General features: G+C 71.9%; 1 protein-coding gene. It reads left to right on the top strand.

What is annotated here, in order from left to right; genetic code table 11:
* Positions 1-246, top strand: a 246-nt coding sequence (locus D7V97_RS43820) for a hypothetical protein (RefSeq protein WP_233583638.1), incomplete at its 5' end; no start/stop codon positions are given.
* Between the last annotated feature and the right edge of the window lie 174 nt (positions 247-420).

A 420-nucleotide genomic window follows, 5' to 3' on the forward strand; every position in this document is an offset into this window, starting at 1 on the left:
CCTGCGGACCGGAGGTATGCTGTGGCCATGGTGCTCCTGACCGACCACTCCGGACTGCCGCCCGCGCAGCGCGCCGCGCTGGAGCGGGAGCTTGCGCCGCTGACCCTGCTCCAGGACGTGGTGCGCTGGGGCTTCGCACACAGCCCCCCTCGCGACGTGGCGGCGGTGATCGTCCAGGACGAGTTCACCCACGACGTGGTGGTGCCCTGGGCTGACGGGCGGTACCTCGTCTTCGACACCACGTGACTGGGCGGCGTGAACGCGGTCTCCGTGTGGGACCGTCAACCTACCGCCGATGAGCTCCTGGATGCCCGGCTCGCCGCAGGGTGGGTGCCCACGCCGACGAGCACCGTCGACGGGGAGGTCGTCCTCGGCCATGCCGCGTGCCGGGTGCCCCGACCGTCAGCGACCTGAGACCCT

It is taken from the genome of Corallococcus sp. CA053C (assembly GCF_003611675.1).
In the GTDB taxonomy this organism is placed as follows: Bacteria; Myxococcota; Myxococcia; order Myxococcales; family Myxococcaceae; genus Corallococcus.